Genomic DNA, 24,556 nt, shown 5'->3' with positions numbered 1-24,556 from the left:
CCGCCACCATGCCGGCAAGCCCTCCTGTCGTACACCCGGAACCCCGTGGCGGGCTCATCGCCGTCGTCGATCCGGCGACCGGCGAGGCCTTCGACGAGGCTCCCGACCAACAGTCCGGCGAGCTGGACGCCGTCGTCGAGCGGGCCCACGCAGCCTGGCGCGGCTGGCGGGCCGACCCCGCCGCCCGGACGGCCGCGCTGCTCGCGGCGGCCGATGCCGTGGAGGCGGCCGAATCCGTACTCGCCCCGCTGCTCACCCGTGAGCAGGGCAAGCCCGTGGCCGAGTCGTACGCGGAGGTCGCCCGTACCGCCGCGCGCCTGCGCTACTTCGCCGAGCTGGGCCCAGAACCACAGCGGATCACGGACGGCCGACCGGTACGCGGCGAGATCCGCTGGAGATCCCTCGGACCCGTCGCCGGGATCGTCCCGTGGAACTTTCCCCTCCAACTCGCGTCGGCGAAGTTCGCGCCGGCGCTCGCCGCCGGCAACACGATGGTCCTCAAGCCCTCCCCGTTCACGCCGCTCGCCACGCGGCTGCTGGGATCGATCATCGCCGGCGTCCTCCCCGAGGACGTACTGACGGTCGTCACCGGTCGCGAACCCCTTGGCGCCCGTCTCGCGTCGCATCCGGGGATCCGCCACGTGACCTTCACCGGTTCGGTGCCCACCGGACGGGCCGTCGCCGAGAGCGCGGCGGCCTCGCTCGCCCGGGTCACCCTGGAACTGGGCGGCAACGACGCCGCCATCCTGCTGGAGGACGTCGATGTGGAGCGGATCGCGGACCGGCTGTTCTGGGCGGCGTTCCGCAACTGCGGGCAGGTCTGCATGGCGGTCAAGCGCGTCTACGCCCCGGCCCGGCTCCACTCCCGGGTGGTCGAGGCCCTCGCGGACCGGGCGAAGACCACCGTGGTCGGAGCCGGGCTCGACCCGGCCACACAGCTCGGGCCGGTCAACAACGGCGCCCAACTCGCCCGGGTCGAGCGTTACACGGCCCAGGCCCTGGCAGACGGTGCCCGAGCCGCGGCCGGGGGCCACCGCCTGGACCGACCGGGCTACTTCTTCGCCCCGACCATTCTGGCCGACGTCTCCACCGACAGCCCCGTGGTGAAGGAAGAGCAGTTCGGTCCGGTCCTGCCGGTGCTGCCGTACGAGAGCCTCGACGAAGCCGTCGAGGCGGCCAACGGCACCGGGTTCGGACTGGGGGGCTCGGTGTGGGCGACCGACCTCGACCGGGCCGAGGCCGTGGCGGATCGCCTGGAGTGCGGGACGGCGTGGATCAACCACCACGCCGAACTGTCCCTCGCCCAGCCCTTCGCGGGCATCAAGGAGAGCGGTGTCGGCGTCGCGGGCGGCCCGTGGGGTCTCTACGGGAACCTCAGGCCGTTCGTCGTGCACCGCCCGGAGGAGATCACGTGAGATTCGCTGCGGCGGTGCTGCGCTCGTACGAGGACCGGTTCGCCGTGGAGGAGGTGATGCTGCACGAGGGTCCCACCGAGGGGGAGGTCCTGGTCCGGATCGCGGGCTGCGGAATGTGCCGGACCGATCTCGCGGTCCGGCGTTCGGCAGGCCGCTCACCGCTGCCGGCCGTGCTCGGACACGAGGGGTCCGGAGTCGTGGTGGAGACGGGCGGTGCGGGCACCGGCCTGAATGTCGGCGACCATGTCGTGCTGAGCTTCGACTCCTGCGGACACTGCCACAACTGCCTGGACGCGGCCCCCGCCTACTGTGACTCCTTCGCCACACTGAACCTCTTCGGCGGGCGCAAGGAGAACGCCGCGCGGTTCACCGATGCGACCGGGAGCGCCTTGGCCCCTCGTTGGTTCGGCCAGTCCTCGTTCGCCGAGTACGCGATGGTGCCGGCCCGCAACGCCGTGCGGGTCGATCCCTCGCTGCCCGTCGAACTGCTCGGACCACTCGGCTGCGGCTTCCTCACCGGCGCCGGGGCGGTCTTCAACTCCTTCCGCGTCGGCCCCGGTGACACCCTCGCGGTCTTCGGCGCGGGAGCGGTGGGCCTCGCCGCGGTGATGGCGGCCACCGCGGCCGGGGCGGTGACCGTCGCCGTCGACCGGCACCCCGAACGCCTGGCCCTCGCCGAGCGCTTCCACGCCGTCCCGCTGCCTGCCGCATCGACCGACCTCCCCGCCCGCATCCAGCGACTGACCGGCGGCGGAGCACGGTACGCACTCGACACCACGGGCTCCGCCCAACTGATCAACGACGCGCTCCGGTCCCTGCGCCCAACGGGTCACCTCGGCCTGGTGGCACGGCTCCACACCGCGCTGCCGCTCGAACCCGGAGCTCTCGACCGGGGCCGCGGGATCTCCCACATCTGCGAGGGCGACGCGGTCCCCGGGCTCCTGATCCCACGGCTCACTGCACTGTGGCAGGCCGGGCGGTTCCCCTTCGACCAGCTGATCCGTACCTATCCGCTCGCCGACATCAACGAGGCCGAACAGGACTGCGACGCGGGCCGGGTCGTCAAACCCGTCCTGATGCCGGGGCCACCACCCGACAGACGACGTTCAAGCCCTCTACGCACACCAAGGGAGAACACATGGTCGACACCGCACGCCGAGACACCGGTGTGGAAGGCGTGGAAGGAGGCGTCGGCCTGACCGCTCTCCTGGTGGCCGCGGCACGGGCGATCGAGACCCACCGCCCGGACAGCCTGGCACAGGACAGCTACGCGGAGCACTTCGTACGTGCCGCACCGGCGTCCGCGGCCTGGCCCGTCCGGATCCGAGAGGTTCCGGACGGGGACTCGAACCCGCTGTGGGGGCGATTCGCGCGCTACTTCGGTCTGCGGACCCGGGTCCTCGACGACTTCGTCCTCCAGTCGGTGCACACGGGTGGTGCCCGGCAAGTGGTGCTGCTCGGGGCGGGGCTGGACTCGCGGGCGTTCCGACTCGACTGGCCTCCTGGATGCGTGGTCTTCGAGGTGGACAGGGAAGGTGTACTGGCGTTCAAGCACCAGGTGCTCGGCGAGTTGTCGGCCACACCGAAGACGACACGCATACCGATCTCGACCGATCTGCGCGCCGACTGGGCCGGCGCACTGACGAACGCCGGCTTCGACACAGCGGCACCCACCGTCTGGCTGGTCGAGGGGCTGCTGTTCTACCTGCCCCACGCGGCCGAGACGTACCTCATCAGCACGGTGGACCGATTGAGTGCGCAGGGAAGCGCGCTGGCGTTCGAGGTCAAGCTGGACAAGGACCTCCTGGAATACCGTGACAGCCCGCTCTACACCTCGACGCACCGCCAGTTGGGCATCGACCTGCTCAGTCTCTTCAGTCGAGAACCGCGGCCCGACTCCGCAACTGCTCTGGCGGGCAAGGGCTGGTCCACCTCGGTCCGCACACCCTTCGACTTCACCCGCCGGCACGGGCGCGGCCCCCTGCCCGAGGCGAACGACGCGCTGGCGGGCAATCGGTGGGTGTTCGCGAACAAGCCGCAGCCGTAAGGCTGCCATCCGGTGATCGAGGGCCGGATCGAGGGCGGCACGAGCGGGCGTGCCGCCTTCCCCGCCCGCGGCCGGTCGGGAACGCGGGTGGGTGCCGGCGGGCAGACCGCGACGACAGGCCCTCACCAAGCCCTGCCACGGTCACTACGAGCGACGAGTTGTCGACGACACGAGTCCGCGTTGCAGGCCGGCAGCGGTGGTGGTGCGGCGAAAGTTCCGAGGACACCACGTTTTGAGGGTCAGTAGGCTGCAACGATGGCACGCGTGACCGACATGCCCGAGAGTCTCGCCCAGCCCGCGGTTCCGGCCCGGGTGAACGACTACGACAGCTTCGCCGAGGCGTACTCCGCGGAAACCGAGAACAACCTGGTGAACGCGTACTACGCGCGGCCCGCGATGGTGGCCCTCGCAGGAGACGTGGCCGACCGCAGGGTCCTGGACGCCGGCTGCGGCTCGGGCCCCCTGTCCGCCGCACTGCGCGACCGCGGCGCCCTCGTCACCGGGATCGACGCCAGCGCCGGAATGCTGGCGCTGGCCAGGCGGCGGCTGGGCGACGACGCGGACCTGCACGTGGTCGACCTGGGCGACCGCCTGCCGTTCGCCGACCGTGCGTTCGACGACGTGGTCGCGTCGCTGGTCCTGCACTACCTGGAGGACTGGGGGCCGACCCTGGCCGAGATACGGCGAGTGCTCCGGCCCGGCGGCCGGCTGATCGCGTCCGTGGACCACCCCGTCGTGGCCTACACCTTCCAGGATCCCCGGCCCGACTATTTCGCGACCACCAGCTACACCTTCGACTGGAAGTTCAACGGGCAGCCCTGCCCGATGAGGTTCTGGCGCAAGCCCTTGCACGCGATGATCGACGCGTTCACCACCGCGGGCTTCCGTATCTCCGCCGTCAGCGAGCCGCAGCCCGACCCGGCCGCCCGCGAGCTGTTCCCCGACGGCTTCCGTGATCTTTCGACCAAACCCTGCTTCCTGTTCTTCGTCGTCGAGGTACCGCCCCCGGCTGCGGGCTCGGACGACTGACCAGGCGCGGATCACGAGCGGTCGGCAGGACAGGTGTGACGACCAGCCAGACCTGGGGTGGGCCGAATGTCAAGCAGCGGCGCGCCGACAATTCCCGGCGCTCTGGGGTCGCGGGGGGTGAGTACGTGTCAGGAAACCACTCCGAAGGGCTAATTGTCAGTCAATAGGTAAAGCATTGTGGATAATTGACGTACCGTCAGTTTCCTGAGAACGGGCGCGAGAGGCCCGCGGGTACCCCGTTCGGCTCCCTGTCACCACATCTTCCGATTTGCCCGAAATGACAGTTATCGGGGGTGTGAGTACGTTCAGTCACGCACGGCCTTTCACAGCCGAGCTCTCTGACTCTGAGACAGGAGAGAAACGACATGATCATGTCCCGTTCTTCCGGGATCACCGCGGCTGTCGCGGCCGCCGCGGCGCTGACCGCGACCGGCATCACCTACGCCACCGCTGCCCCCGATTCCCAGGCGGTCCCGGCCGTCGTCCAGCAGGCGCCCGCTCAGGCGCCGACGGGCGGTGACCCCGGAACCAACAACAACAGCAACAACAGCAAGGGCAACGAGGGCAACAACCAGGGCGGACGTGACCACGACAAACGCGACGATCACGACCGCGACGACCGCGACCGCGGCTGGGTCCAGATCAACGAGCGGTCCTACTCCGCTCAGTCGAGTGGCTGCGTGGTCATCGCCAGTGGCCTGGGCTCGCGCAGCCTGAACATCCGTAACGACAGCCGCAAGACCATCGAGGTCTTCAACGGACTGACCTGCGACAACGGCGCTCCCATCGCTACCGTCGGACCGCACAGCTCCGCAAACGGCGTAGTCCCCGACTGCGTCGAAGGCGTCTTCGTGAAGGACGGCGTGATCGGCAGCTTCCGCGTCATCGAGCACGGCAAGGGCGACAAGGGCGACTACTGAGCCCACCGCACCCGCACGAAGCGCACGGAGCGGAACCCCGGCCCGCCGTAATCGGGCCGGAGCTCCACCACCAGGCGCATGACCCAGAATCCCGGCCCGCCGTAATCGGGCCGGGGTTCTCATCCGGCCGTCGGCCGGGAACACCCCACCCGGGGGTGCCCGTCGGCCGCCATCACCCGACGTACCACGTGCCTGCCACGCCATCCTAAGCCGCACGGCAGGCGCTGCGCGGCTGCCCGGGTGGGCCGTCCTCCTGCTTCGCCGGCCCACCTGCCAGGCGACTCCCGCCGGAACATCTTCCGTTGAGCTCTGTCCCCGAGGAACGACCGCCGTTCCTCTTCGGCCTTCGGATGCCCCCGAACGGGTGGTCGCCCCGTGCCGCACATCTGATGCGGCTCCTTCGTCCCGGCTCGTGGCCGCAGGCGACGCATGCCCAGGAGGGTGGGCGGCGGTGGGCGAGGGTGCACGTGACGGCACGGCGGCTTCCCCACCCACGACACGACGGGAGGAGCGAGATGAGCATGTGTCTGGTCGAGGACGCGAGCGACGACACCTACGTCCTGGACATCCTCGACATCGCCCTGGCCCCCGCGCTGCCACGCCTCGGCGACCAGGTCCGCTGGGACATGGACACCCGCCTCAAGGAAGCCGTCGACCTGGCCCGGGTCACCTGCAGGGTGATCATGAAAATCGGCCCCGTGAAGATGCTGGACAGGACCTACCCGCTGCCCGATCTGCTGGCACGCATGGGCGCGCGCATCTCCGGTGACTTGCGGCCGCCCGTCGGGCCGTGGAAGCAGACGTGGCACCTTCGAATCCCCAGGGCCGTGCCGGTGGCCAGGCACCGCATCCACCTGCATGCGCGGACTGTGGACGGCAAGGACTTCTTCGCGCTGAACATCCCCCTCGACTTCAGCCACCGGTACCACCTCGCGGCCCCGGCCCCGGCCCACCTTCCCGGTTTCGACGGGCACCTCAGCTGGTCGCTGTGACCTACGGCGGCCTCGTGCGGTCGCCGGGCCTGTCGCGGGCCGTCTCGGCCACCCGTGAGAACATCGTGTCCGCGGCGGGGCGGACTGCAGTACCTGGGGGGAAATGGGGCACAGCGGGACAACAGGAGTGCCCGAGGAGCGCACACGCGCCGAACGGCTGACCGAAGGGCTGATCCTCATCATCGCGTCGGTCCTCTCGCTCGTGCTGCTCGTCGGCCCGGCAGTCGTTTTCGGCACGACTGCCTGGCATCTGGTCACCGACGCCGGCGCCACCGTGTTCAGTCGGCTCTCGGTGCCGGTGATCTCCCTCGCCCTCATGGCGCTGCCGTTCGTCCTGGCCCGCACGGCGTTCCGCTCCGGCCGACGAAAGGGCAAGGAGCCGTTGACGGCGGCGGTCCCTGCAACGCTGACGCTGCTCGGCTTGTCCGTCGTGCCGTTCGCGGCCGTGTGCCTGATCTTCGTGTACGCGGGCTGACCACCGACGACGACAGTCCGCCGTTCACCCAGCGGATCGGGCCCGGGGCCGGTGTTCCACGTGGCTGGAGCGGACGAGTCGGCCGCGGCCCTCCCCGTGTGTCAATGGCCTGGGCCGACGGATCTCGGACCGGATCGGGCAGAGGTGGGACGGAGATCGGCCCATGCGGGGGCACTCTCGGCCTGCCTGTGCGGGCACAATGACCGCTTCGGTTTGCTGTACTGCAAGTAACAAGATCAAAGTTGGTGTGTGCGCCTCACGTGACCGTCTGAGGCAGCAGCGTTCCCTTTGTGTGCCCGCGATCGTGGCGCCCGGACGACCAACAGGAAGCCGAATGAACCCGTCGGATGACCGCCTTGAGCAGGCGCGCGAGGACTACGACCACCACCTGAGGACATGCCGTCAGTGCGACGCTGACGGTGTGGACTGCCCTGTGGCCAAACACCTGAGACGCCTTCACAACAACCTTCTCAGAACGACCCGTGCCCGCTCGGGCGCGTGATCAGTGGTGTTCCCGCAGACCGCCTGACGGCGCTGCTCGCCGACCTCGACACCATGGCCGAAGCCCTCGGTGACTGACCGGCCAACAGGGAACGCGCCCGCCCGCCCGATCCGGTGCCGCTCTCGGCGTGCCAGTGGTAGCTGTCGGCGGTGTCGATGCGCGGTCCGTCCTTCCTCAGGCGTGGCGTCGGATGCGTCGAGAGCTTCGGCGACGGCACCGGGAAGCCAGTCGATGGTGCGGGAGAAGGAGAAGCCGAGGGCCTTCGCGCGGGCGTTGCTCATGGCGTCATGGCGGTCGAAGGAGAACGGCGACGCCGACTCGCCCGCGGTGACGCTCCGGTACACGGCCTTCCGTCCGGTCTGCGCGGCGATCACGGCACTCAGGCCGTGGACGTCGACTCCTCCTGCCCGGTGCACTCACCCGCCTCACTGCGGCCCATCCCGGCACCGTGGTCCACATCCGGGAGGCCGAGCCGGAAGACAGCCTGCCGTTGGTCCGCCTGGGCGCCGTGGACCTTGCCCTCGCCTACCACTTCGACGGCCCGCTGCCCGGCCGGCCGGGCCAGAGCTCCAGCCTGGAATGGACGGCGCTCATGGACGATCCCCTGTACATCGCCCCGCCCGAGGCGCATCCCCTGGCAGGCCGCGAGGTGCTCGACATCGTCGAACTGCCCGCCGAGCCCTGGGTACTCGGCTGCCTGAAGACCGAGGCCTACCTGCGCCGCCATGCCGAACGCGCCGGATTCGACCCGGAGGTGCGCGGCACGACGACCGACTACTTCTTCGCCCGCCCGCTCGTCGCCGCGGGCATGGGAATCTCGCTGATCCCCTCCCTTGCGCAGACCCCGCAGACACCGGGACTGCGCACTGTCCCGATCGCACCGCCGTCTCCGACCCGGCACCTCGGCGTTGCCACGATCCGCCGCCGCCACGACCCCGAGGTCAGCACACTGATACAGGCCCTCCAGGAAAAGGCAGCGGCGCTGACGAAAGCTGACCCTGCGACGTACCCGCACCGCTCCCAGCGCGACGAGCCGGTCGCACTCGGAGCCACAGCCACACCGACTCTGCTGCTGAGGGGGGCAAGACATCAGAGCATGAACAGTAGCCGCGTGTTCGGTATGAGCTTCCGGTTCACGCTGGTGCTCTGCACGAAGATCGTGAAGTCGGCGTTGTGGTCCGGCTTGACCCGAACCTCAACGTCCGGCAGACCGAGCAGCGCTCGGGCCTCGGGCCCCGTGTACACCCGGTCCGTCTTCTTCTCCAGCACCGCAATCTGCTTCCGCGCCTGGATCTTCTCCGACTTGCTCAACTGGTAGAACGCCCCACCGGTACGGTAGGTGTGCCCGCATTCGACGACCCAGTCCCGGATCGCCACCTCACGAGCCACCGGGATCAGCCGGTACTTCGACGGCTTCACCGGGGTGAGGCCGACCGCCTTGATGGTGTCCTTGTTGACCACCTCGGCACCCGTGGAGAACACCGCCCGCGATCCCCGGATGCCCTGAGCGCGACCCACCATGAACTTCTCGGTGGCCTGCTGGATGACCTGCCCGGCCTCCTCAAGACCCTGTGTGCTCGTGGCGTCCCAGATGGCGACGTTGTCCCTCGGGAAGCCGCACTGCATGGCCTCGCGCTTGCCCATCTGGTCCGGCACAAGGACGGCCAGCGTCCAGTTGTCCCCCTGCGTCTCGATCATCCTGGCCACGGCCTCGACCAGTTCACGCGGATCCCGGGCAGGAGCATCCGGGCAGCGATGACTCACATTCTCCTGCCCGTCGGTGAGCACGAACGTCAGGAAGCTGTGGTCGCCGTACAGTTGAGCTGTCTGCGCCAGCTCCCTCTGTGACTTCAGCGCAGCCGCCAGCAGAGCCGTCATTCCACCGACCCGATACATCTGCTTCAGCGACGGCATCCGCAGGACGTCCTTGTCGTAGATGACGCACTCCACCTTGTCCGCGAAGACGTACACCGTGACGCGAGTCTCCTGGTCCAGTTCCCTCGATCGGCGGGCAAGATACGCAATCTGCTGGTCGGCGACTTCGACGACCTTACGGCTCAGGCGCGCCATGGACGAACTGGCATCCAGCACGAGAGCAACGTGATTGATGTAGTTCTGGGTTCCCGACATGACAGCTCCCCCTCGTTCCGACTTGATGCTCCCAGCCTCTCACCCACCACTGACAATCGATCCACGACGAGGCGGTCGAGTCCGACGACGAGAGGGAGCCCGTGGTCGTCAGGCTCGGCGTACAAATCTCCAACCCGGCGCGGCCGCCCGGTGAAGGCCCGGGTGCCAGATCGGAGCCGTGCGTGACGGCGGCCGTCATGTCCAGCGCATGCCGATGGCGGAGAGTTGCTCCACTCGTTCGGGCGTCAGTGCTGAGGCCCGGGAGCGCTGGTTCCCGATCCATGCCCCCAGCTTCAGCTCCCGGACCTCTTGGTCCTCGCCACCGTCCGCATCGCCGCCGATGGCGACCTGCTCGATGTGTTTCCTCGGCACCCGAAGGTGCCCCTCACGTTCATAGAACTGGCGGGCCGCGGTGTAGTTGATTGCCCACTTGTCGGCGTGTGTGCGGCGCGGCCGGGGCTTCTCCTCCTCGCCGGCGGGTTCGATGCCGAGGATGTGCTGACACATCCACTGCTGCACGGTCGTGAGCCGGTCCCACCCGAGCCGGACCGAGCGCACCCATCGCCCGAGGTCCTCACCCTGGTGCACGACGGCGCCCGGCGCGGTCGGCAGTGTGCCGCCGGCGTCCAGGTGCTGCCGGACGAAGTGGAAGGCGCGCTGCCATTCCACCGGCCAGGCCGGGCACCACGAGGGATCGATGTCCTCCAACTGTTCGCGCCGTTCCTGCGACAGGGCCCCGGCCGACTGAACCGGCAGCCCTTCGGCACGCTGCTGCTCGCTGTGCTGCGCCTTCCGGGCGGCGGCCCGCTGGTTCTTCAGCCAGATGCCCACCCGATAGCCCCGGAAGGTGGCGTCCAGCGGCGCCAGCAGGTGCCCGTTCTCCTCGGCCCACCCGCTCGCCGCTGCGAGGCCCTCCTCCCATGCGACGTCGAAGTGCGACCACACCATGCCGAGCTTCTCCAGTTGCTCGATGCGGTCGGCGTCCATGTCCCCGCGGGCGTGGAACCGCCGGGCGTCGGCGATCCACTGTCCCAGCGGAAACGCGACGAGCGAGGCCGGCCACCCCTCGGCTTCCGCCTCCTGGTCACCGCGCTCGGGCACGCGATACGTGAACGGCACCTTCAGGTCCCCGTGGAAACGGTGGTAGAGGGCGGCGGCCTCGATGCCGCGCCTCCAGTGCGCGTGTTCGGGGTTGAGGACACGCAGGTCGATGAACGCGGCCAGTTGTGCGGGGTCGCGTGGGGTGCTGAACTTCAGCAGTTCCCGGGCGGGCAGGGACAGTCGGTCGCTTCGGTCGCCGGCGGCTTCCTCACCCTCCGGCCCTCCGCCTCGGCTCTGCACGCCCCTGACGCTGCTCCGGGCCTGCTGTTCGGCGAGCTGCTCCACGACGCGGGCGTCGTGCGCCCGGAGCGCTTCCAGCAGCTTCGCCAGGCCGCCGTAGGCCCGGGAGGTGAGCATGTTGTCGGCCGTCTCGCCCGGTCCGAGCAGGACCGGTACGACCAGGGAGGCGACCTTGCCTTCGCCGGGCTGCATCCGCAGCGCCCGGCCCACGGCCTGGACGAGGTCGGGCATGGAGCCGCGTACGTCGGCCCAGTAGACGGAGTCGCAGTTCTTGGTGTCGACGCCCTCGCCCAGCACCTTCACGGACCCCAGGAAGCCTTTCTCCACGACCGTGCCGTCCGTGGCGATCCCGTCGGCGAACTCCCAGAGGACCCGCCGCCGGTGGCCCGGCTTGTGGTCGCCGCACAGCCAGTCCGCCCAGATCGTCCCGGGATACAGCTCCGGGTCGGCGGCGTGCAGGTGCGCGGCGACGTCCGGAAGGCCGGCCGCGAATGCCTCGGCCTCCTTGACGGCATGGTGGAAGACCAGCGTCCGGCGGAAGTCCTCCTCGGCCGACGCCTTCACCAGCGCGGTCTGCAACGCCGCCAGCCGGGCCCCGCGGACCTGGTCCGAGCGGCCTTCCACGCCCAGGAGCTGGGCGGCCTGGAGCTGGGTGTCGGTGATGTCCACGCACACCACCTGGTAAGGCGCACAGATCCCCCGGTCGATCGCCTCGGACAGCGTCAGCGTGTAGCAACGGCTGCCGAAAGGCGAGCCGGCGTCGTCCTCCATGCTCGCCACCAGCTCACCCGGCGCGCCGTGCACGGGGTCCTCGTCCAGCTGCCACAGCCGGGGTGTGGCGGTCATGTAGAGGCGGCGCAGTGCGGGGATGCGGCTGTTGTCGTGGACGACCGCCCACGGCTTCCCGATACGGCCCGACGTGCGGTGTGCCTCGTCGACCACGACGAGGTCCCAGCCGGGCAGGCCGGCCTTGTGGGCGCGCTCCAGAGTGCCGAGCCCGAGCGAGGCGTAGGTGGCGAACACGGTGACCTTGTCGAACGGGCGCACCCAGTCGACCAGCTCCTCCACGTCCGTGGTGTTCGGGAAGCCCGCCTCCTCCCCGCGCAGGGACGAGACGCCGATCACCGGGCCCGCGCGGCCGCCCTCGCGCCATGCGGCCTCGGTCTGGGCGAGCAGGTCCAGGGAGGGGACGAGCACCAGCACGCGGCCCGCCCGGAGCCCCTCGGCGCTCCGGGCGGCCACGAGGCTCTTGCCCGATCCGGTCGCCATGATCACCTGAGTCCGGAGCCCACGAGGAGGCACGATCGATCGCGCAGGCAGTTCGAGCGCCCGCAGCACCGCGTCCACCGCTTCTCGCTGGTGGGGACGGAGTTCCTTCACTGCCATTCCGATCTGCCTTCTCCTGCGGGCCGTGCACGGGGAACACGCGAAGGAAACGGTAAACCCACTCTCCATCGGATCGCAGCCGGCACGGAACCGCCGCCCTCCACGACGTCCACGCTCTCAGCGGCACCGACCGAGGCACCCGGCCGCCCCGGACTCGGTTGCCGTGGTCACAAAGAGCCTCCAGGAATGACGCCGAGCTGTCGCATCTGCGTGAGAACGTCGACGACCCCCCAGATCTCGGCGATCCGGCCGCCCGCGAAGCGGAAGATGAAGATCTCGTTGTACCGGACGGACTTACCGGTGGGCGGGAGGTCCTTGTAGTCGCCCAGATGGGTCCCCGTAACCGTGTTCCTGGCAACGACCTTGTCCCCCTCGGCGATCACGTCCTCAGCCGCAACATGAAGGTCGGGGAACGCGCGAAGGAGCACCGCCCACACCTGCTTGAGTGCCTGCGCCCCCGTCGCGCCGGTCGGTACCGGCGCGTGGAACAGCACGTTCGGCGCGACGACCTCGTCGATGGTCTTCGAGATGACGTCGGCGTCGCCGGTGTTCATGGCGTCGTGCAAGCGACTGAACGTCGTGATGTTGACCGCTGCCCGCGCTGTCGACATGTGGATCCTCCTCGGCGCCTGCACATTGAGGCGATCATCGCTGCTCAGAGGGCTGACTTGCTCGGATTCGGTGATGACGGCGTGGTCGCGGGTGTTCCGGGTGGTGCCCACCGCCCGGAACACCCACGTCTCAGGAACTGCGGCCGGCTCACCTCGAGGGTTCAGCCGGTTCGTCCAGCCGCCACGACTTCCGAGGGTTCGCCGTCGTGTGGGTCCGGGTGACGCCTGGAAGCAGCCGACGTCGAGGCACCCGCTGCGGCCGGCCTGGGCAGCGACCGCCATGTGCGCGAACGGCTTGAGGCCCGAGTCGGCCGCGTCCCATCCGCTGAGCTTGGCCGAGAACTCCAGATGGGACGTGGCGACCTCGGGGCTGTGCCACACCACCTCGGCGGGTTCGGGCACCTCGCCGAGCTGCTGGATCATGTGTTCCTTGAGTTCCGCGGGGAGCTCGGCCTTCGGTACGCGAAGTGACACGGTGTCCTCCATGGGCGGTCGCCTGGGTGGCTGTTCGACACGAGGACACCGCCGGGCCCGCGAATGTGACACCTCCGCCGTCCGTCCGGATCGTCAGCGGGCGCAGGCCCGTGACCGCTCTCCGGTTACGACCACATCATGATGATTCCTCAGCCCGGAAAGGCAGTCGGCCTGACTGAACTCGGTCAGTCCGAGGCGCCGCTGCGCCGGGCGTAGGCGCGGGCGGCGCGAGCGCGATCGCCGCAGCGGGTGGAGCACCAGTGGCGCCGGCCGTGGGTGCGCAGGAGGAAGCGGTCGCAGGGAGCGGAGCCGCAGGCCGCGAGGAGGCCCGCGTCCGGGCCGGTGAGCAGGTCGGCCGCGTCGGCGGCAAGGGTGGCCAGTGCGTGGTTGACGGCCTGGTCGGTGGGGTGGGCCTGGACGCGGCGCAGTCCCTGGGCACCGTCCCAGGCGAGCAGGGGTGCGGTGGGTACGGCGGTGAGGGCTTCGTTCACCGCACGCAGGGATGCCTCGGGCGGAACGGCGTTGTCGACGCGGGCAGCGAACAGGGCGCGCACGTGTGCCCGCAGCGTGCGCATCCGCTGGGCGCACACCTCGTACAGCTGCACACCCGGGGTGGTGAGGTCGCGGGCGGCGAGCCAGCGCATCGCGGATTCAGGGGCGGCGAGCAGGTCGTAGCTCTGGCCGGCGGGCAGGGCCGCGGCGGTGTCGGCGAAGTCCAGGCAGCGGTATCGCTCAGAGCCCGGAGCCGGGGGCAGGGCCGTCCGGGTGATCTCGGTGGCCAGGGTCTCGTCCATGCCTCTCATGGTAGCTCTTGCGGTTTTCCGTGACGCCTGCCTACTCTGGCATCACGGAAAGCTTCAAATTTATCCGTTAGGAATGAGGGTATGGGTATGTCCCGGCACGACACCGCGCAGTTCCCGGTCCGCACGTTCGGCGGCCCGACCGCCCTGTTCGAGTACGGCGGTCTGCGCTTCCTGACCGACCCGACCTTCGACGGCCCCGGGGACTACCCCTCCCTCGGGCCGACCCTGACCAAGACGGCCCCTTCCGCCGCCGCCCCGGCCGACCTCGGCCCCGTCGACGTGGTCCTGCTCTCCCACGACGAGCACGCCGACAACCTCGACACCTCCGGCCGGGCCCTGCTCGCCGACGTCCCCCTCACCCTGACCACCCCCGGCGGCGGACAGCGCCTCGGGGAGAAGGCCAGGGGCCTGGCGGACTGGGAGTCCGTCGAGCTGGAACGCCCGGGTGGCGGCACCATCACCGTCACCGGCGTTCCCGCCGTCCACGGCCCCGGGACGCGCGAGGAGGTCGAGCCCCTCGCCGGCCAGGTCGTCGGCTTCGTCCTGACCGGCGAGGGCCTGCCGACCGTCTACGTCAGCGGCGACAACGCCTCCCTCGACGCCGTCCAGGAGATCGCCGAGCGCTTCGCCCCGGTGGACACCGCCGTGCTGTTCGCCGGAGCCCCTCGCTTCCCGATGCTCTTCGACGGCGGGCTGATCGTCCTGGACAGTGCCCAGGCCGCCGAGGCCGCCCGGATCCTCGGCGCACGCCGTGTCGTGCCCGTTCACCACGACAGCTGGGCCCACTTCACCGAGGGCCGCGACGAGTTGCAGGCCGCCTTCACCGCCGCGGGCCTGGCCGACCGGCTGGACCAGGACTGGGTCCAGCGCGCCTGACAGCTGGACCTGACCCGCCGTCCAGCAAGCGAGACCTCGCTGCCGGGGTCGGAACCCGTCACGCCGGGCCCCGACCCCGGCAGCGATCCCCACAGCGCCCCAGCGCTGTACCCGTATGTGCTTCCCCGTATGACAGACGGGCCCCGCCCTGCCCCGGACGAAACCCGAAGGAGCCCGCTCACGTGGGGGAGAGACCCCTCCGGCGTGCTGTTCGCCACTTTGCTGGACGGGTGCATGTGTCCCGCGTGGCCTGCCGGGGGCGGTTGTCCGCCTGCGGGCGCCCCCCGTTGCGCGACCTGTGATCCCGGTTCATCCCATCAGGGCTGACTGGGCCGTTTCACGGCGCATTGGTGCCTCACCTCTTCCATGATCGGTCTGCGGCAGGCCAGGCGGGACAGCGGCATCGCTCCGTCTCACTCAGCGTTGCTTGCCGCGCCGCGAAGCGACGAGCAGGAGAGGGCTACGGCGTGCATCTGACCCCGCATGAGCAGGAGCGCTTGTTGGTCCACGTGGCGGCCGATGTCGCCCGGCGGCGCCGTGAGCGCGGACTGCTGCTGAACTACCCGGAAGTGATGGCGCTGCTGACCGCGCACGTCTATGAGGAGGCGAGGGCCGGGGCGACGGTCGACGCGGTGATGGAGTCCGGCCGTCACGTGCTGCGGCGCAGCGAGGTGATGGACGGTGTGCCGGAGATGATCGACAACGTCCAGGTCGAGGCGACGTTCCCGGACGGCACGAAGCTGGTGACCATCGACGACCCGTTCGACGAAGCGGCCACCAAGGTGGACGTCCATCCCGGCAAGCCGGAACTGCTGCCGGACGACGATGAGCATCGGGTGGTGTTCAACGAAGGCGCGAAAACTGTGTCGTTGGAGGTCTTCAATCCCAAGGACCGCCCGATCCAGGTGGGGTCCCACTTCCACTTCGCCGAGGCCAACGAGGGACTCGAGTTCCGTCGCGAGGCGGCCCACGGAATGCGGCTGCACATTCCGTCCGGCACGTCCGAGCGGTTCGAGCCCGGTGACAAGCGCACCGTGATGCTCGTGCCGATCGCCGGCGAGCGGATCGTCCACGGGCTCCAGGCCGACAAGAGCGAAGGGGAGAAGTATCTCGATGCCGAACAGGACTGAGAAGGACAAGCCCTGGTACCCGCTGCTGCGTTCCCGGTACGCCGACCTGTACGGGCCGACCACAGGCGACCGGGTCCGGCTGGCCGACACCAATCTCGTCCTGCGCATCGAAGCGGACTGGTGCGGTGGGCCGGGGCGCAGCGGTGACGAGATGGTCTTCGGCGGCGGGAAGGTGATCCGTGAGTCGATGGGCCAGTCGCACATCCCCCGCGACGACCCCCGCGAGCCGGTGGACACCGTGATCACCGGTGCGCTGATCCTGGATCACTGGGGCGTCGTCAAGGCCGACGTCGGGCTGCGTGACGGCCGTATCCGGGCCATCGGCAAGGCGTACAACCCGGAGACCATGACGCCGCGTCCCAACGACGACCCGCGCGCCTCGGACTTCGTCGTGGGCCCCGAGACGGAGGTGATCGCCGGCAAGGGACGCATCCTGACCGCGGGCGGCGTCGACACCCACGTGCACTTCCTGTGCCCGGGCCAGATCCACGAGGCGGTCGCGTCAGGCGTGACGACACTGATCGGCGGCGGCACCGGTCCCGCCGAGGGCAGCACGGCCACCACCGTGACGCCCGGCGAGTGGCACATCCAGCGGACCTTCGAGGCGCTGGACGCCTTCCCGGTCAACGTCGGCCTGCTCGCCAAGGGCAGCACCGTCTCGAAGAAGGCGCTGCACGACCAGGTCACGGCAGGCGCCCTCGGCTTCAAGATCCACGAGGACTGGGGTGCGACCCCGGCCGTGATCGACGCCGCCCTGTCGGTGTGCGAGGAGACCGGTGTCCAGGTCGCGCTGCACGCCGACTCGCTGAACGAGTCCGGCTTCGTGCACAACACCTACGCCGCGACCATGGAACGCGGCAAGACCAAGGACGCCAGGTACCGCAGTCTGCACATCTTCCACATCGAGGGCGCCGGCGGCGGTCACGCCCCCGACATGATCAGCCTCGCCGGCAAACCCAACGTGCTCCCCGCGTCGACGAACCCCACCCGGCCCTTCACGGTCAACACCGTCAAGGAGCACGTCGACATGATGATCGTGTGCCATCACCTCAATCCGGAGATCGAGGCGGACATGGCGTTCGCCGACTCTCGGATCCGGCCCTCCACCATGGCCGCCGAGGACCTGCTGCACGACATGGGCGCCATCTCGATGATGTCCTCCGACGCCCAGGCCATGGGCCGCATCGGCGAAATGATCATGCGGACCTGGCAGACCGCGCACGTCATGAAGTCCCGTTACGGCCACCTGCGCGAGGACGACGCGCACGCGGACAACTTCCGTGCCCGCCGCTACGTCGCCAAGTACACGATCAACCCGGCCATCACCCACGGCATCGACCACGAGGTCGGTTCCGTCGAGACCGGCAAACTCGCCGACCTGGTGCTGTGGGAGCCGAAGTTCTTCGGCGTCAAGCCGCACATGGTCATCAAGGGCGGCCAGATCTCCTATGCCCAGATCGGCGACGCCAACGCCTCCATCCCCACCCCGCAGCCCTACCTCCCGCGCCCTGTCTGGGGCTTTGAGGGCCGAGCCCCGGCGGCGAACTCCTTCAACTTCGTGGCCGAGGCCGCCCTCGACGGCGAACTCTCCTCGATCGGGCTGCTCAAGCCTCTGCGCGCGATCCGCTCCACCCGGGAGGTCACCAAGGCCGACATGGTCCACAACAACGGCGTCCCGAAGATCGACATCGACCCCGACACCTTCGACGTCACCATCGGCGGCGCCACCACCTCCGACGTCCGCACCACGGTCGACGGGCAGGAAGTCGGACGGAACTACGCCACCGAGCTGCCCCTGGCACAGCGGTACTTCCTTTTCTGACCACCACGGCCGCGGCCGGTCACGCCCGCGCGGCCGGCCCGGCACCTCCTCGCGAAAGGCGGTCCCGCCACCCCATGAGCCGCACTGCCCTGCTCGTCCTGGCCGACGGCCGCTTCCCCGCCGGCGGGCACGCCCATTCCGGCGGAATGGAGGCCGCCGTCGCCTCCGGCCGGGTCCACGACCCCGCGACCCTGGAGGTGTTCTGCCGGGGGCGGCTGCACACCGCAGGACTGGTCGCGGCCGGCCTCGCCGCAGCCGCCGCCGACGGCTACGACGCCCTCGCCCTGGACGAGGCCGCCGACACCCGCACGCCCGTACAGGCGCTGCGCCACATCGCACGCCGCCTGGGCCGGCAGCTGATGCGCGCGGCCCGGGCCACCTGGCCCAGCGCCGACCTCGACCACCTCGCCCGCCACCGGCCCCAGGGCGCCCACCAGCCGGTCGTGCTCGGCGTCACCGCCCGCGCCGCCGGACTCGCTCCGCTCGACGCGGCCCAGGCCGCCGCCTACGAGAGCGTGGGGGGTCCGGCAACCGCCGCGGTGCGCCTGCTGAGCCTGGACCCGTTCGACGCCACCGCCGTCCTGGCGCGGCTCGCCGCCGATCTCGACACCGTCGCCGACACCGCGGCCGACGCGGCGAGGCGGGCTGCGGCGGAGGGGGTCGGGGCCCTGCCCGCCGCGTCCGCTCCCTTACTGGACATCACCGGTGAGCAGCACGCCGCCTGGACCGTCCGGCTCTTCGCCTCCTGACCAGCCCTGACCGTTGCCTGGAGCATCCCTGTGCATCTCGACCACCCCGTGACCATGCCGCACCGCCACACCCACAGAGCCGACCCGCTGCGCGCCGACGGCAGCCGCCGCGCCCTGCGCATCGGCTTCGGCGGACCCGTCGGCTCGGGCAAGACCGCGACGGTGGCCGCCCTGTGCCGCACCCTGCGCGACCGGTTCTCCATCGCCGTGGTCACCAACGACATCTACACCCAGGAGGACGCCGCCTTCCTGCGCCGCGAAGCCGTCCTGCCGCCCGAGCGGATCACCGCCGTCGAGACCGGAGCCTGCCCCCACACCGCCATCCGCGACGACATCTCCGCCAACCTCGAAGCGGTCGAGGAACTCGAGCAGACCCTGCACCCGCTCGAGCTGATCCTCATCGAGTCCGGCGGAGACAACCTCACCGCGACCTTCTCCCGCGGACTCGTCGACACCCAGGTCTTCGTGATCGACGTGGCCAGCGGCGACGACATCCCCCGCAAGGGCGGCCCCGGCATCACCACCGCCGACCTCCTCGTGGTCAACAAGACCGACCTGGCCCCGTACGTCGGCGTCGACCTGGACACCATGCGGGCCGACACCCGCAAGCAGCGCAAGGACCTGCCGTACGCCTTCACCAGTCTCACCACCACCGACGGCGTCCAACCGGTCGCCGACTGGGTCACCGGCTGTCTCGCGGCCTGGCACGCCGGACCCTCCCGGTGAACGGCACCGCACCGACGTCGAGGACCCACCGGGCACCGGTCGGTGAACCGCCTCGAGCCGACGGCGGAACAGTCGAACGGCGGCTCGCCGAGGCCGCTCCACCGCCGAACGCGTCGCCCACCGCCCAACCCGCCGTGCCGCATCCTTACGGAATCCACGCGACCGCCCGTATCAGGGCCGCCCACAACGGCCGCACCACGACGGTCCCCCTCCTGCACCACGACGGCCCCTTCCACCTGCGCCGGCTACGGGCCCGCGGAGAACGGGCGCGAGTCCGCGTACTCGGCGCGATGAGCGCGCCGCTCGGTGGAGACCGACTCGCCCTCGACATCACCGCCGGGACAGGCGCCCAGCTGGAGGTGACCACCGCGGCCGCCACCATCGCCCTGCGCGGCTCCACCACCGACCCCGCCACCTACCACGTACGGATCGGTGTGGGCGAGCACGCGTCCCTGCAGTGGCTGCCCGAGCCGCTGATCAGCACACGGGGCAGCACCCTGCACCAGACGTTCGACGTGGACCTCGCCGCCACCTCCCACCTGCTGATGCGGGAGGAACAGCTTCTGGGCCGCTCCGGCGAGCCACCGGGCCACCTCACCACCCGCCTGACCGTACGCCGCGACGGGCGAGCGCTCCTCGACCAGCACACCGCCTACGGCGACCCGGCACCGGCCTGGGACGGCCCCGCCGTGCTGGGAAGCCACCGTGCGACCGGGCAACTCCTCCTGGTCGACCCGGGGCTGGAGTCCCATCAGGAGCCGCGCGTCATCGGTGACGACCCGGCGGAGGGACAGGCGGTACTGACCCCTCTCGCCGATGCCCCGGCTCTGGCCGTCACCGCGGTCGCCCCGACACCGGCCCTGCTGCGCCACCTCCTCGACACGGCGCTCGCGTACGTTCACGAGACGCCGGTGCGCAAGGGAGCCCGAGCGCACGAGATCCGTGAGTGAACGCCGGCCTGGAGGACCGGAACACGGGAAGGGTGCGTCACCCGTTCGGCTCCCTTGCCCGCCTCCCGTCGCGGGGAGCCTAGCTGTGCGTCGGCGTCCGGGCCGAGCCGGCCCGGCCCACGCCGGCGGACGAGCGGAGAGGGCGCATGGACCTGACAGCGGTGCGCGAGGTCATCGATGGGCGAGACGTCTTGACCTGGCAGCCGGGCGACGCCTGGCTGGCGGGCGGCACCGTGCTGTTCGCCGAGCCCCAGCCCGGTCTGCGGCGGTTGCGTGATCTCGGCACCTGGGGGTGGGAGCCGCTGACGGTGACCGAGGACGGCGTCGAGGTGTCGGCGACCTGCACCGTCGCCGAGCTGCTGACGTTCGCCGAGGCACCACACGGTCCGTGGCCGACGGGGCGCGCCCTCATCTCCGGGTGCTGCCGGGCCTTCTCGTCCTCTTTCAAGGTGTGGAATACGGCGACGGTGGGCGGCAACCTGTGTGCCGCCCTGCCCGTCGGACCCGTGATCTCTCTGGCCGTGGCCCTGCGCGGGGTGTGCCGGCTGGCCGGCCTCGACGGACGGAAGCGGGAGGTGCCCGCAGAGCAGTTCGTGACCGGCTCCGGCACCACGGTGCTGCTGCCCGGCGAGCTGCTGCGCTCCGTCTGGCTGCCCGCCGCCGCGCTCGCGGAGCGCAGCACGGTGCGCAGGGTGAGTACGCATCCGTGGGGCAGGTCGCTCGCCCTGGTGACCGGCACCCACGTTCCGGGGGCCGGGCGGCTGACCGTCGCCGTCACCGCCGCGACGATCCGCCCGGTGACCGTCTCCTTCAGCTACCCACCGGCCGCTGCGGAGCTGCGGCAGGCGCTGGAGGAGACGTTCACGCCGGACTTGCTCCTCGACGACGCGCACGGCCGGGCGGACTGGCGCCGGCACCTGGCACTGCACCTGGCGGAGGAAGTGTGCGGCGAGCTGGCGGGGCGGGGGTAGCCGTGTCCTTCTCCGTGCGCATCGATGACGACGAGAGCCGCGAGCCGCCGAGGCCGGGGCAGTGTCTGCGTACGTACCTGCGCGAGCGTGACCGTACGGGGGTGAAGAAGGGCTGTGACACGGGCGACTGCGGCGCGTGCACCGTATACGTCGACGGACTGGCCGTGCACAGCTGCGTGTATCCCGCGCACCGCGTCGACGGACGCACCGTCACGACCGTGACAGGCCTCGGCGCGATCGACCGGATGCACCCGGTACAGGACGCTTTCGCTCGGACGCAGGCATTCCAATGCGGCTACTGCACACCCGGATACGTCATGACAGCCGCCGCCCTGACTCCCGAACAGCTCGCCGACCTGCCGCAGGCCTTGAAGGGCAACCTGTGCCGGTGCACCGGCTACCGGCCCATCGGCGAGGCGGTACGAACCGCACACGCCCACCCCGGCGAACCCGCCTCCCACGACGCCGACGACGTAGACCTGGCCACCCGTGAGGTCGTCACCGGCACCGCACGCTTCACCCTGGATCAACCCGAACCGGACGGCCTGCTGCACATCGCACTGGTGCGCTCCCCGCACCGGCATGCCAGGGTCGTGGACATCGACGCCACCGACGCGCTCGCCATGCCGGGCGTCCACGCCGTGCTCACCCACCATGACGCGCCCGGCACCCGGTTCTCCACGGCCCTGCACGAGAACGCCGAGGACGACCCCGCCGACACCCGCGTCCTGGACGACATCGTGCGCCACGTCGGACAGCGCGTCGCAGCGGTCGTGGCCGACAGCCCCGCCACCGCCGTACAGGCGTCCCGCCTCGTCCAGGTCACATACCAGGTCCGGCCCGCCGTCACCGAGCCCGAACAGGCCCTGCGCCCCCAAGCGGTGCGGGTACACGAGAACGGCAACGTCGCCGGTGAGTTCCACCAGACCGTGGGAGAGATCGAGCGGGGCTTGGCCGAGGCGGACATCGTCCACGAAGAGGTGTTCCACACCCAGCGGGTGCAGCACGCCGCCATGGAATGCCACGCCAGCCGGGCATGGACCGGCTCCGACGGCCGACTCCACCTCCACTGCGCCACCCAGGCACCCCACTTGGTCCGGCGGCGCCTGTGCGAAGTGTTCGGACTCACCCCGGACCGCCTTCGCGTCACCGCCGGACGCCTGGGCGGCTCGTTCGGGCGCGGGCAGGACCTGCAGACCGAGGACCTCACCCTGCTCGCCGCCCTGCACACCGGCCGTCCCGTGCAGCTGGAGCACACCCGCACCGACGAACTCACCGCCACCACCACACGTCACCCCTTTCACGTGAAGGTCACCCTCGGGGCACGCCGCGACGGCACGCTCACGGCCCTCAAGCTGCGTGTCGTCACCGACACCGGCGCCTACGGCAACCAGGGCCCCTCCGTCCTCGACGTCGCCTGCACCGAAGCCGTCGCCCTCTACCGCTGCGCGAACCTCTCCATCGAGGGCTACTGCGTGCGCACCCACAACGTGCCCGCAGGGGCCTTCCGTGGCTACGGCGTCGGCCAGCTCACCTTCGCCGTCGAGTCCGCCCTCGACGACCTCGCCCGCCGCCTCCGTCTCGATCCGCTGACCCTGCGGAGGCGCGCCTACCTCCGCCCGGGGGACAAGGCACACTTCCCCGGGGTCGCCGGACGGCATCCGGTCATGGACTCCGGCCTGGGTCGCTGCATGGACACCCTCGGCGAGGCCCGCGCCCGCCGCCTGCACGCCCGCCCCAGGCCGACAGGGCAGCGCCACCTGGCCGGCGAGGGCCTGGCGATCGCCACCCAGCACACCGTCCCCGCCGACGGGCACATCGCCCAGGCAGCCGTCACCCTACGCCCCGACGGCCACTACGACCTGGCCACCTCCGTCCCGGAATTCGGCAGCGGCACCGGCAGCGTTCTGCGCCGCATCGCCGCACAGGCCCTCGCCACCGCCCCGGACCGGGTCCACCTGTGCGACGCCGACACCGATCTGCTCGACCACCACAGCGGCGGTTTCGCTTCCACGGGCGTCATCCTCACCGGCCGCGCCGTCGCCCGGGCATGCCGGGAGCTCGCCGGACGCCTGAGGATTCTTGCGGCCACCCGCGCCGCCACCAGCTCCGCCGCATGCCGACTGGGCCCCGACGCCGTCCACTGCGACGGCACCCCGCTCGCCCTCACCACCCTGCACACCCACGCGCACACCACCCACACCCCGCTCCGCGCCCACGCAGCCGCCTACGCGGACGACGCCGTCCCGTCCCTGGCGTTCAGCGCGCAGTGGTTCCGCGTCGAAGTCGACCCCGCGACCGGACTCGTGCACATCACCGACAGCGTGCACGTCGCCGACGCCGGCACCGTGCTCGACGCCGCCCAGTGCCGAGGGCAGATCGAGGGAGCCATCGTGCAAGGTGTCGGCACCACACTCCGGGAAGACCTCCCCACCGACTCCACGGGACATGTCACCGCTCCCGACCTGCGCACCTACACCATCCCCCATTTCGGCGAAGTACCACCGCCCGAAATCCACTTCGTACAACCCGAAGACCGGGACCAGGCCCCGCCCAAGCCGATGAGCGAACTGCCCTTCAACCCCGTCGCTCCCGCCCTCGCCAACGCCGTCCGCGACGCCACCGGCATCCGCTTCACCACCTTGCCCCTGCGCCCCGACACCGTATGGTCAGCCCTGGCCGAAGCCCACCGGACGGTGACACCCTTCGCGGGACCGTGACACGCCCGAGGAGGCGAGACCCGTGAGGCGGGCGCGACTCGCCCGCGGCCGGGTCTCCTGCACGGCCGGCCGTTCGTCTTGCGGCCGGCCACGACGACCGCGTGGCCGGCCAGAAGTCCGCCGCGTCGCCGCAGACCCCTTCGATCCACTTGGTGTTCTCGGGCTGGCACACGTCGTGGCCGACGCTGGGGGAGTAGACGTGGACGTAGCGGTCACCGAAACGAACTGACGTTGCTGATGGTGCGGTTCAGGGGCGGCAGGACATCGTCGCGGAGCCAGTCGACGTCGGCGGCGCTGATCGGGCCGAGCTGCGTCAGGTCGGCGCGGTTGCAGTCGCTGCCGTTCAACCCGATCGAGCTACTGAGGTTTTCACGGCGAGGTCGGTGGGGTGAGAGCCAGACCTGTGGCGGTCAGGCAGCCGTCGACCAGGTGGGGGCGGAGCTGGATCCTGCGTAACTCGCGGCGAAGGGTGCGGTCGAGGTCTTCG

General features: G+C 70.5%; 20 protein-coding genes and 3 pseudogenes. 16 read left to right on the top strand and 7 right to left on the bottom strand.

Annotated elements, in window-relative coordinates:
- Positions 1 to 8: 8 nt before the first annotated feature.
- From RM812_RS12520 to RM812_RS12490, 7 genes and pseudogenes are all read left to right on the top strand, one after another.
- Positions 9 to 1,415: an aldehyde dehydrogenase family protein gene (locus RM812_RS12520; protein ID WP_311572559.1), complete on the top strand. Its 1,407-nt coding sequence runs from the start codon at positions 9 to 11 to the stop codon at positions 1,413 to 1,415.
- Positions 1,412 to 2,497 (top strand): annotated as a pseudogene (locus RM812_RS12515) (NAD(P)-dependent alcohol dehydrogenase); the annotation flags it as partial. The gene RM812_RS12520 and the pseudogene RM812_RS12515, both read left to right, overlap by 4 nt.
- A 56-nt stretch (positions 2,498 to 2,553) precedes the next feature.
- Entirely contained in the window at positions 2,554 to 3,462 is a 909-nt protein-coding gene (locus RM812_RS12510) for a class I SAM-dependent methyltransferase (RefSeq protein ID WP_311572558.1), read from the top strand.
- A gap of 255 nt (positions 3,463 to 3,717) precedes the next feature.
- Positions 3,718 to 4,491 (top strand): class I SAM-dependent methyltransferase, encoded by a 774-nt coding sequence (locus RM812_RS12505; protein ID WP_311572557.1) that lies wholly within the window; start codon positions 3,718 to 3,720, stop codon positions 4,489 to 4,491.
- Between the two features lie 371 nt (positions 4,492 to 4,862).
- Complete coding sequence (locus RM812_RS12500) at positions 4,863 to 5,411, top strand: hypothetical protein (protein WP_311572556.1); 549 nt, start codon at positions 4,863 to 4,865, stop codon at positions 5,409 to 5,411.
- A 515-nt stretch (positions 5,412 to 5,926) separates the two neighbouring features.
- Positions 5,927 to 6,403: a hypothetical protein gene (locus RM812_RS12495; protein WP_311572555.1), complete on the top strand. Its 477-nt coding sequence runs from the start codon at positions 5,927 to 5,929 to the stop codon at positions 6,401 to 6,403.
- Between the two features lie 127 nt (positions 6,404 to 6,530).
- Complete coding sequence (locus tag RM812_RS12490; protein ID WP_311572554.1) at positions 6,531 to 6,878, top strand: hypothetical protein; 348 nt, start codon at positions 6,531 to 6,533, stop codon at positions 6,876 to 6,878.
- A 456-nt stretch (positions 6,879 to 7,334) separates the two neighbouring features.
- On the opposite strand, the gene RM812_RS12485 is transcribed toward RM812_RS12490, so the two are convergent.
- Positions 7,335 to 7,754, bottom strand: a complete 420-nt coding sequence (locus tag RM812_RS12485) for a hypothetical protein (protein ID WP_311572553.1) — start codon at positions 7,752 to 7,754, stop codon at positions 7,335 to 7,337.
- Positions 7,755 to 7,828: 74 nt separating this feature from the next.
- Between RM812_RS12485 and RM812_RS12480 the strand changes: the two are divergent.
- Positions 7,829 to 8,296: pseudogene (locus RM812_RS12480) on the top strand (LysR substrate-binding domain-containing protein); the annotation flags it as partial.
- 173 nt (positions 8,297 to 8,469) lie between these two features.
- Here the strand turns inward: RM812_RS12480 and RM812_RS12475 are convergent.
- The 4 genes from RM812_RS12475 to RM812_RS12460 all read right to left on the bottom strand — a co-directional run bounded on the left by RM812_RS12475 (position 8,470) and on the right by RM812_RS12460 (position 14,116).
- Complete coding sequence (locus RM812_RS12475) at positions 8,470 to 9,510, bottom strand: vWA domain-containing protein (protein ID WP_311572552.1); 1,041 nt, start codon at positions 9,508 to 9,510, stop codon at positions 8,470 to 8,472.
- Between the two features lie 195 nt (positions 9,511 to 9,705).
- Entirely contained in the window at positions 9,706 to 12,237 is a 2,532-nt protein-coding gene (locus RM812_RS12470) for a DEAD/DEAH box helicase (RefSeq protein ID WP_311572551.1), read from the bottom strand.
- A gap of 167 nt (positions 12,238 to 12,404) precedes the next feature.
- Positions 12,405 to 13,322 (bottom strand): ester cyclase, encoded by a 918-nt coding sequence (locus tag RM812_RS12465; protein WP_311572550.1) that lies wholly within the window; start codon positions 13,320 to 13,322, stop codon positions 12,405 to 12,407.
- 185 nt (positions 13,323 to 13,507) lie between these two features.
- Positions 13,508 to 14,116 carry an ABATE domain-containing protein gene (locus tag RM812_RS12460; RefSeq protein WP_311572549.1) on the bottom strand — a complete coding sequence of 203 codons (609 nt, stop codon included), beginning with the start codon at positions 14,114 to 14,116 and terminating at the stop codon, positions 13,508 to 13,510.
- A gap of 90 nt (positions 14,117 to 14,206) precedes the next feature.
- Here RM812_RS12460 and RM812_RS12455 point away from each other — a divergent pair, with 90 nt between their 5' ends.
- The 8 genes from RM812_RS12455 to RM812_RS12420 all read left to right on the top strand — a co-directional run bounded on the left by RM812_RS12455 (position 14,207) and on the right by RM812_RS12420 (position 24,069).
- Positions 14,207 to 15,001: an MBL fold metallo-hydrolase gene (locus RM812_RS12455; RefSeq protein WP_311572548.1), complete on the top strand. Its 795-nt coding sequence runs from the start codon at positions 14,207 to 14,209 to the stop codon at positions 14,999 to 15,001.
- A gap of 350 nt (positions 15,002 to 15,351) precedes the next feature.
- Positions 15,352 to 16,131: an urease subunit gamma gene (locus RM812_RS12450; RefSeq protein WP_311572547.1), complete on the top strand. Its 780-nt coding sequence runs from the start codon at positions 15,352 to 15,354 to the stop codon at positions 16,129 to 16,131.
- Entirely contained in the window at positions 16,115 to 17,953 is a 1,839-nt protein-coding gene (locus RM812_RS12445; protein ID WP_311572546.1) for an urease subunit alpha, read from the top strand. Before RM812_RS12450 ends, RM812_RS12445 begins: the two co-directional genes overlap by 17 nt.
- Before the next feature lie 74 nt (positions 17,954 to 18,027).
- A complete protein-coding gene (locus RM812_RS12440; RefSeq protein WP_311572545.1) occupies positions 18,028 to 18,702 on the top strand; it encodes an urease accessory protein UreF in 675 nt (224 codons plus the stop codon).
- Positions 18,703 to 18,732: 30 nt separating this feature from the next.
- Positions 18,733 to 19,428, top strand: coding sequence for an urease accessory protein UreG (gene ureG / locus RM812_RS12435; RefSeq protein ID WP_311572544.1), 696 nt, complete (start codon positions 18,733 to 18,735; stop codon positions 19,426 to 19,428).
- Between the two features lie 134 nt (positions 19,429 to 19,562).
- Positions 19,563 to 20,378 carry an urease accessory protein UreD gene (locus tag RM812_RS12430; RefSeq protein WP_311572543.1) on the top strand — a complete coding sequence of 272 codons (816 nt, stop codon included), beginning with the start codon at positions 19,563 to 19,565 and terminating at the stop codon, positions 20,376 to 20,378.
- A 146-nt stretch (positions 20,379 to 20,524) separates the two neighbouring features.
- Positions 20,525 to 21,349 (top strand): FAD binding domain-containing protein, encoded by an 825-nt coding sequence (locus RM812_RS12425; protein ID WP_311572542.1) that lies wholly within the window; start codon positions 20,525 to 20,527, stop codon positions 21,347 to 21,349.
- 2 nt (positions 21,350 to 21,351) lie between these two features.
- Positions 21,352 to 24,069: a molybdopterin-dependent oxidoreductase gene (locus tag RM812_RS12420; protein WP_311572541.1), complete on the top strand. Its 2,718-nt coding sequence runs from the start codon at positions 21,352 to 21,354 to the stop codon at positions 24,067 to 24,069.
- A 212-nt stretch (positions 24,070 to 24,281) separates the two neighbouring features.
- Here RM812_RS12420 and RM812_RS12415 read toward each other — a convergent pair whose 3' ends face one another.
- Together RM812_RS12415 and RM812_RS43330 are read right to left on the bottom strand one after the other, a co-directional pair.
- Entirely contained in the window at positions 24,282 to 24,416 is a 135-nt protein-coding gene (locus RM812_RS12415; RefSeq protein ID WP_311572540.1) for a hypothetical protein, read from the bottom strand.
- Positions 24,417 to 24,438: 22 nt separating this feature from the next.
- Positions 24,439 to 24,556 (bottom strand): annotated as a pseudogene (locus tag RM812_RS43330) (IS630 family transposase); the annotation flags it as partial.

Source organism: Streptomyces lancefieldiae, from assembly GCF_031845825.1.
Classification (GTDB): Bacteria; Actinomycetota; Actinomycetes; order Streptomycetales; family Streptomycetaceae; genus Streptomyces; species Streptomyces lancefieldiae.
The sequence above is the reverse complement of the archived record's forward strand: the minus strand, read 5'-3'. Positions and strand labels throughout refer to the sequence as shown.

Bases quoted from the DNA above. Each gene is read 5' to 3' on its own strand.
- RM812_RS12520 (WP_311572559.1), top strand. From the start codon at position 9: ATGCCGGCAAGCCCTCCTGTCGTACACCCGGAACCCCGTGGCGGGCTC.
- RM812_RS12510 (WP_311572558.1), top strand. From the start codon at position 2,554: ATGGTCGACACCGCACGCCGAGACACCGGTGTGGAAGGCGTGGAAGGA.
- RM812_RS12505 (WP_311572557.1), top strand. From the start codon at position 3,718: ATGGCACGCGTGACCGACATGCCCGAGAGTCTCGCCCAGCCCGCGGTT.
- RM812_RS12500 (WP_311572556.1), top strand. From the start codon at position 4,863: ATGTCCCGTTCTTCCGGGATCACCGCGGCTGTCGCGGCCGCCGCGGCG.
- RM812_RS12495 (WP_311572555.1), top strand. From the start codon at position 5,927: ATGAGCATGTGTCTGGTCGAGGACGCGAGCGACGACACCTACGTCCTG.
- RM812_RS12475 (WP_311572552.1), bottom strand. From the start codon at position 9,510: ATGTCGGGAACCCAGAACTACATCAATCACGTTGCTCTCGTGCTGGAT.
- RM812_RS12470 (WP_311572551.1), bottom strand. From the start codon at position 12,237: ATGGCAGTGAAGGAACTCCGTCCCCACCAGCGAGAAGCGGTGGACGCG.
- RM812_RS12460 (WP_311572549.1), bottom strand. From the start codon at position 14,116: ATGGACGAGACCCTGGCCACCGAGATCACCCGGACGGCCCTGCCCCCG.
- RM812_RS12455 (WP_311572548.1), top strand. From the start codon at position 14,207: ATGGGTATGTCCCGGCACGACACCGCGCAGTTCCCGGTCCGCACGTTC.
- RM812_RS12445 (WP_311572546.1), top strand. From the start codon at position 16,115: ATGCCGAACAGGACTGAGAAGGACAAGCCCTGGTACCCGCTGCTGCGT.
- RM812_RS12440 (WP_311572545.1), top strand. From the start codon at position 18,028: ATGAGCCGCACTGCCCTGCTCGTCCTGGCCGACGGCCGCTTCCCCGCC.
- RM812_RS12425 (WP_311572542.1), top strand. From the start codon at position 20,525: ATGGACCTGACAGCGGTGCGCGAGGTCATCGATGGGCGAGACGTCTTG.